Annotated in this window: 1 protein-coding gene; it reads right to left on the bottom strand. The window is 55.2% G+C overall.

Annotated features, from left to right (window positions below; all coding sequences use genetic code 11):
• Positions 1 to 843 (bottom strand): IS5 family transposase (locus BZK31_RS26020; RefSeq protein ID WP_083186110.1); only part of this gene is annotated, 843 nt, incomplete at both ends.

Below are 843 nucleotides of genomic sequence, written 5' to 3'. Positions count from 1 at the left end.
GCGCAACTCACCCATACCCATCAGCTGTTTTCGAGCCATCCACAGATTCGACAGGGCGAACAGCGTGGTCAGCTGAGCTGTGTTTTTCATCAGCCCACGAAAGCGCACTTTCACGTAGCCAAACTGACGCTTGATTACCCGAAACGGATGCTCGACCTTGGCCCGTGTCTGAGCTTTGCAGTACTCGATCTTGCGCTTGGCTTTGTAAAGCACACTGCGTTTATTAAGCCTGGAATACGTGCTACGGCGCGCTGCTATTTGCCAGATGACGTCACGATTTTCATGCTCCTCACGCTTCTCGACACCGGTATATCCAGCGTCTGCATAAACCGCGTTTTCTTCGCCATGCAGCAGCTCGGCGACCTGCGTGACATCGGCCACATTGGCCGCAGTGCCATGAACATGATGAACCAGTCCCGACTCCGCATCGGCGCCGATATGCGCCTTCATCCCGAAGAAGTATTGGTTACCTTTCTTGGTTTGATGCATCTCGGGATCACGCTTTCCTTCCTCGTTCTTGGTCGAGCAAGGGGCATGAATGATGGTGGCATCGACGATGGTGCCCTGGCGCAGGGACAGGCCTTTCTCTTGCAGATAACCATTGATGACCGCGAGGATCGCAGGGGCCAGTTGATGCTTTTCCAGCAGGTGCCGGAAGTTCATGATCGTGGTGTCTTCAGGTATCGGGGCGCTCAAGGTCAGGCGTGCAAACTGTCGCATGGGCGTGATTTCGTAGAGCGCTTCTTCCATGGCCGGGTCGCTCAGGGAGAACCAGTTTTGCAGCAGATGAATGCGCAGCATGGTTTCCAGAGGATAAGGTTTTCTGCCACCGCCGGCCTTGGG

Origin of the sequence: Pseudomonas floridensis (assembly GCF_002087235.1) — a bacterium.
Classification (GTDB): Bacteria; Pseudomonadota; Gammaproteobacteria; order Pseudomonadales; family Pseudomonadaceae; genus Aquipseudomonas; species Aquipseudomonas floridensis.
The sequence above is the reverse complement of the archived record's forward strand: the minus strand, read 5'-3'. Positions and strand labels throughout refer to the sequence as shown.